Origin of the sequence: Burkholderia sp. Se-20378 (assembly GCF_017104665.1) — a bacterium.
Lineage (GTDB): Bacteria > Pseudomonadota > Gammaproteobacteria > Burkholderiales > Burkholderiaceae > Burkholderia > Burkholderia lata.
Window position 1 is genome coordinate 1 of sequence record NZ_JAAGPG010000536.1, and the last position, 5617, is coordinate 5617.

4 protein-coding genes and 1 pseudogene are annotated in these 5617 nt (G+C 66.2%); all 5 read right to left on the minus strand.

Features of this window, described 5'->3' with window-relative positions; translation table 11 throughout:
* On the minus strand, positions 1-570 hold a 570-nt coding region (locus G3N93_RS33075; protein ID WP_206134847.1), incomplete at its 3' end, for an MFS transporter.
* A 229-nt stretch (positions 571-799) separates the two neighbouring features.
* Complete coding sequence (gene cysS / locus G3N93_RS33080) at positions 800-2212, minus strand: cysteine--tRNA ligase (RefSeq protein WP_206134848.1); 1413 nt, start codon at positions 2210-2212, stop codon at positions 800-802.
* Positions 2213-2599: 387 nt separating this feature from the next.
* The gene (locus G3N93_RS33085) at positions 2600-3739 is read right to left on the minus strand and encodes a porin (protein ID WP_011354197.1); all 1140 of its coding nucleotides are present in this window, start codon (positions 3737-3739) and stop codon (positions 2600-2602) included.
* Positions 3740-3997: 258 nt separating this feature from the next.
* Positions 3998-4963 (minus strand): choline ABC transporter substrate-binding protein, encoded by a 966-nt coding sequence (gene choX / locus G3N93_RS33090; protein ID WP_174938954.1) that lies wholly within the window; start codon positions 4961-4963, stop codon positions 3998-4000.
* 45 nt (positions 4964-5008) lie between these two features.
* Positions 5009-5617, minus strand: a pseudogene (locus tag G3N93_RS33095) (choline-sulfatase); the annotation flags it as partial.

Here is a 5617-nt window from a genome sequence, read left to right on the forward strand (position 1 = left end):
TAATGCGACGACGCTCGTGCCGAACGCGGCGGGCGCGCCGACACCGTACAGCAGCCCGCCGAACGCGGGCCCGAGGATCTGCGCAGCCTGATTCGCGGACGTCGACAGCGCGGTCGCGCGCGGCAGGTCGGTGCGCGGCACCACGGCCGGCAACATCGACGACCCCGACGGCGACTCGAACGCACGGGCCGTGCCGACGATCGCCGCGAGCGCATACACGGCCGGCGCGGCCAGCCAGCCTTGCGCGGCGCCGAGCAGGAACACGCCCGCGGCCAGCGCCTCGACGCCCTGGCAGATCGTCGCGATGCGCCGGCGATCGTAGCGGTCGGCCACCTGCCCGACGACGAGCGTCAGCGCGAACATCGGCACGAACTGCGCGAGGCCGACGAGACCGAGCGCGAACGCGCTGTGCGTGAGCGCGTACACGTACCAGCCGATGGCGACCGACAGGATCTGGAAAGCCAGCGAAGACATCACGCGCGTGCCCCAGAAACGCTGGAACGGGACGTGGCGGAACAGGTTGGCGGGTAACGGGGATAAAGGACTGGGGTCGGGCACGGAGTCGGTCATCGAAGTCTCGGCGGTCGGCGCTGCGCGCCGGTACCGGTCGGGAAACGACTGCACACGCCGGTGCGTGCGCGCGACAACGGTGCAGACGCGGCCAAAGCGCGATGATATCGCCAACCGCGGAAAACGGGCCGTGGCCACGAGTGCCGACGATTCCGGCGGCCGCGTTGACCGCGGCCGCCGGTGGATCGCTCGAGCCCCCCTGTCCTCCGATGCACACGGCCCGCGCGCTTCACTGCGGCGAGGCGCCGGTTTCGCTTGAGCCCATCGCCATGCCGAACAGACGTTGACCGTCCGGCGTGTCCTCGACTCTCCAGCCTTCGGCGCTCAACGCGTCCCGGATCCGGTCGGCTTGCGCCCAGTCCTTGTCCGCCCTCGCACGCGCTCGCTCACCGAGCAACACACGGACGTGTTCCGGAACATCGAACGCAACCGGCCTCCATTCGCGCAAACCGAGTCCCAGCACCGTATCGAAGCTGTCCACGGTCGCTTTCTGCGTGGCGGGCGGCAGGTTGCTCCTGACCAGATCCCACAGCACCGCGAGCGCCCTCGGCAGATTCAGGTCCTCGTTCACTTCGGCATCGAATCGCGCGGCGAAATCCGCATCGACGCGCCCGCCGTCCGGCCAGCCGGCATAGAGGTGCCGAAGCCGATTCAGCGCGGTTTGCGCCGCATCGAGCGACTCCCACGTGAAATGCAGCTTGCTGCGGTAATGGGCCGTCAGGCACAGGTAGCGGTACGCGAGCGGATCGACACCGCGGCGCTGCAAGGTCTGCAGACGGACGAAGTCGCCGCTCGACTTCGACATCTTCGTATGGACGTCGAGCGTCAGGAAGTGTCCGTGCATCCAGTAATTCGCGAGCTGCGTGCCGTGGGCCGCCCGCGTCTGCGCGATCTCGTTGCTGTGATGCACGGCGACATGATCCTCGCCGCCGCAATGGATATCGAACAGCGTCCCGAGATACTTCGCCGACATCGCCGAGCATTCGATGTGCCAGCCCGGAAAGCCGCGACCCCACGGGCTGTCCCATTCCATTTGCCGCTGGACGTCGGCCGGGCTGAACTTCCACAACGCAAAATCCGTGATGCTCCGCTTCCCGCCCAGTGCCACCCGCTTGCCCGCCTGCAACCCCGCGCGGTCGAGCCGTGCGAGATAACCGTAGTCGTCCTGCCGACTGGTGTCGAAGTACAGGCCGTCGTCCGTCCGGTAGACGTAACCGGCCCGGTCGAGCGTATCGATGAACGCGATCTGTTCGGCGATGTGATCGGTGGCACGGCACCAGATCGTCGGCTCGAGCAGGTTGAGTGCGTGCCAGTCCCTGACGAACGCCTCGGTGTAGCGCCGGGCGATGGCCCACGCCGATTCGCCGGTCCGACGGCTCCCCTTCTCCATCTTGTCTTCGCCTTCGTCCGCATCCGAAGTCAGGTGGCCGACGTCGGTGATATTGACGACATGCCGGACCTCGTAGCCGTTGCGCTCCAGTACGCGGCGCAGGAGATCCTCGAACACATAGGTTCTCAGGTTGCCGATGTGGGCATCGTCGTAGACCGTGGGGCCGCAGCAATACATGCCGACCTGCCCGGCCCGGATCGGCGTGAAGGGGCGCACGGTACGCGACCAGGTGTCATACAGCGCAAGCGGCATCGAGTTTCTCCGTCCCGAAAGTGTCGGCCCAAAAACAAAAAGGCCGCCTGTTTTGCATCACAGGCGGCCGGAAGGCGATTGCTTGAATGTTTAGCGAGTTCGCTAGACGCAACTTCCCCCAGGCATGTTCTGACAACATGCGCGGATCAGCGAGGAGGGGGACGTGGCGCGATTCAGCATGCGGACGATCCTAGCGCCTATAGACGGCAATGGTCAATACCGTCGAGCCACCCTTCCCGGTGACGATCCCGGGTTGGCGGCCGGACGGCCGGCACCGGCCGGACCCATTTCATGCCCGCTGACACCCGTCAAAAAAAAAGCGCGAACCTCGGTTCGCGCCAAAGAGAGACCGCTCGCTGAAGACGTCGCTGCCCCACACCACCCCGCTTAGAACGAATGCCGCATCCCGATCCGCACGTCGGCCTGCGTCTGCGTCGTCGACGGCGTGAAGCTGTAGCCGATCACCGCATCGACGCCTTGCGACGCACGCAGGTAATCGCCGGAGAGGTACACGTCCGTGCGCTTCGACAGCATGTAATGCAGGCCCGCCGTACCCTGGTTCCAGTGATGGCCTTCGAAGCGCGTGTGCTGGTAGCCGGCAATGAGGCTCAACGCCGGCGTGAACTGGTACGAGCCGCCGCCTTCGTAGACCTGCATGTGCGACGACTGGCCGAAGCCCTTGATCGTCGTGTACGAGAAGTTGCCGTCGAGCGTCAGCTTGCCGATCGTGTAGCTCGTGCCGATGCCGAACGTACCCTGGCTGTCGACATCCATCGGCGTGTTCGCGAACAGGTCGGTGCGCGCGCCGGTCGCCGGATCGACGGTGACGGTCTGCTGGCCGAGGAACGTGTGCGTGCCGATCATCGCGTACGGGTCGAACGCATAGATGCCGTTCGGGTTGTTCAGGCGCGTGTACGCGGCGCCGATCGAGAAGTCGCCCTTCGTGAAGCTCGCGCCCGCACTCCATGCGCTGTTGCGGTGGAAGTTGCCCGCGACGTTGCCGAACGAGTACATCGCGCCGAACTTGAAGCCGCTCAGGTCGTTCGACAGGAACTTCACCGAGTTCGGCAGGCGGTCGCCGTTGAAGCGATCGAAGTCGCCCTGGTGGATCGCATAGCCGCTGCCCCACGCGGAGATGTTGTAGATCGACACGAGTTCGTTCGTGATGTCGAGCTGGTTGCCGAACGACAGCGTGCCCCAGTCGTTCTGCAGGCCGACATACGCCTGGCGGCCGAACTCCGAGCCGCCGAAGCCGAGCTGCCCGGTGCCGAGGCGGAAGCCGCTCTCGAGGGTGAATACGGCCTTCAGCCCGCCACCGAGATCTTCCGTGCCCTTGAGGCCGAAACGGTTCCCGTACGCGACGCCGTCGTCGAACTTGACCACGTGCGAGCCGCCCGTGTTGTTCACGTACGTGATGCCCGCGTCGAGAATCCCGTACAGCGTCACACTGCTCTGCGCATGCCCGATGGCGGGTACACAGGCCGCGCATGCAAGCGCGGCGGCTACGGCAACTTTCGTATGCTTCATTATCGACCACCCTCCCTGAACCGTTCGATGGAAAGAACCTCGTCCCGGCGCGTGCAACGATGCGCCGGTGGATTCGAATTCAGTACGCCCGCTGGCTTCGGCATTTCGTTTTCCGCAATAACGCAGCCATTGGCGCAAAATACAAACCCATATTTCGGGTCACCCGTCTGAAGGCGACACCAAATGGTCACGATGCGACCGGTCGGGAAAACACGTAGACGGCGGCACGGTCAAAACCGGCCGCCGCGAGGGAGGGAATCAGTGACTGTCGAGGGCCGCGCGCACGGCCGGCAGGCCCGGTGCGCCGGCCGCCGTCGTCACGCCGTCCAGCCAGCCGGCGACCAGCGCCGGGTCGGCCTTCAGTGCATGCTGCGCCGCCAGCGCGGGCGACGTCTTGTGGTCGAGCATGTCGGCGATCATGCGGTTCTCGACGTCGACGGAGAACGTCATCTGCCGGAACAGCCGCGCGAGGTTCGCACACTGGCCGGCAAACCCGGCGCGCGTGACCGTGTTGACCGTCGCGCCGCCGTAGTTCGGGCCGAAATACGCATCGCCGCCCGACAGGTAGGTCAGGTGGAACTTCGTGTTCATCAGATGCGGCTCCCACGCGAGAAACACGATCCAGCGCTTGTCGCGCACCGCGCGCTCGACCTGCGTGAGCATGCCCGTCTCGCTCGATTCGACCAGCGACCAGTTCGCCGGGCCGAGCGCATGGTCGGACAGCAGCCGCTTGATGTTCTGGTTCGCGGGCGCGCCGGGCTCGATCCCGTAGATCTTGCCGCCGAAGCGATCCGCGTAGCGCGCGAGATCGGCAAACGTATGCACGCCGGCGGCCGCCACATAGTCGGGCACCGCGAGCGTGAACTTCGCGCCGCTCAGGTTCGCGTGCAGCACGTCGATCGATTTCTCGTCGACGAACGGCTTCACGAGCGGCGCCTGGGCGGGCATCCAGTTGCCGAGGAACACGTCGACCTGCCCTTTCTTGAGCCCCTGGTACGTAATCGGCACCGACAGGTTCGCCACGTCCTGCCGGTAGCCGAGCGCCTTCAGCACGACGCCCGCCATCGCGTTCGTCGCATCGATGTCGGTCCAGCCGGGCGCCGCCATCTTCACGTCGCCGCACGTCTGCGGGTCGGCCGCGTGCGCGGCCTGCGTCGTCATCAGGCACGCGGCCGCGGCAAGCGCCGCGCCGATCCGGATTGCTGCATTGCATTGCCGTTTCATCGTCCGCTTCCTCCGTCGTTCTTCAGTAATCGCGATACGGGACGCTCAGCGCCCGATGCGCGGAAAACGCGCCATCGCCTCGAGCGTGTCGAGTTCGATGTGATTGCGCATGTAGCGCTGGCTCGCGTCGGTGAACGGCTGCCAGTCCCACGCCTGGATGCGACCCTGCGTCGTCGCCGCGTAATGGAAGCGCCGGCGCCGCTGGCTCGCGCGCACCTGCCGGTCCAGCTCGGGCAGGTTCCAGCGCTGCGCGGCTTGCGCGCGGAATGCGGCGAGCACGTCGGCCGCTTCCGGCGTATCGGCGAGGTTCGTCAGCTCGCGCGGGTCGTCGGAGAGGTTGTAGAGCTGGTCGGGATCGAGCGGGCAATGCACGTACTTCCAGTCGCCGCGACGAATCATCACGACCGGCGCGACCGCGCCTTCCGCCAGGTATTCGCCGAGCGCGACGTCGTGCGACGGCGTGCCGTGCAGGTGCGGCACGAGGCTCGCGCCATCGACCGGGTCAGGCCAGCCGCCGGCCGGCGCGGCGCCGGCGAGGTCGACGATCGGAAGAGCGTCGGGTAGGGCAAGAGTGGGCGCCAGCGTGGAGCTCGCGGTGGGAGCCGTATCCTTAAAAAAAAAAAAAGCAACCCACAAGCAACGCAGCACTGAACA

Excerpts from the sequence above, each read along its gene's own strand:
- choX (WP_174938954.1), bottom strand. The coding sequence starts at position 4,963 with ATGAAACGGCAATGCAATGCAGCAATCCGGATCGGCGCGGCGCTTGCC.
- G3N93_RS33085 (WP_011354197.1), bottom strand. The coding sequence starts at position 3,739 with ATGAAGCATACGAAAGTTGCCGTAGCCGCCGCGCTTGCATGCGCGGCC.
- cysS (WP_206134848.1), bottom strand. The coding sequence starts at position 2,212 with ATGCCGCTTGCGCTGTATGACACCTGGTCGCGTACCGTGCGCCCCTTC.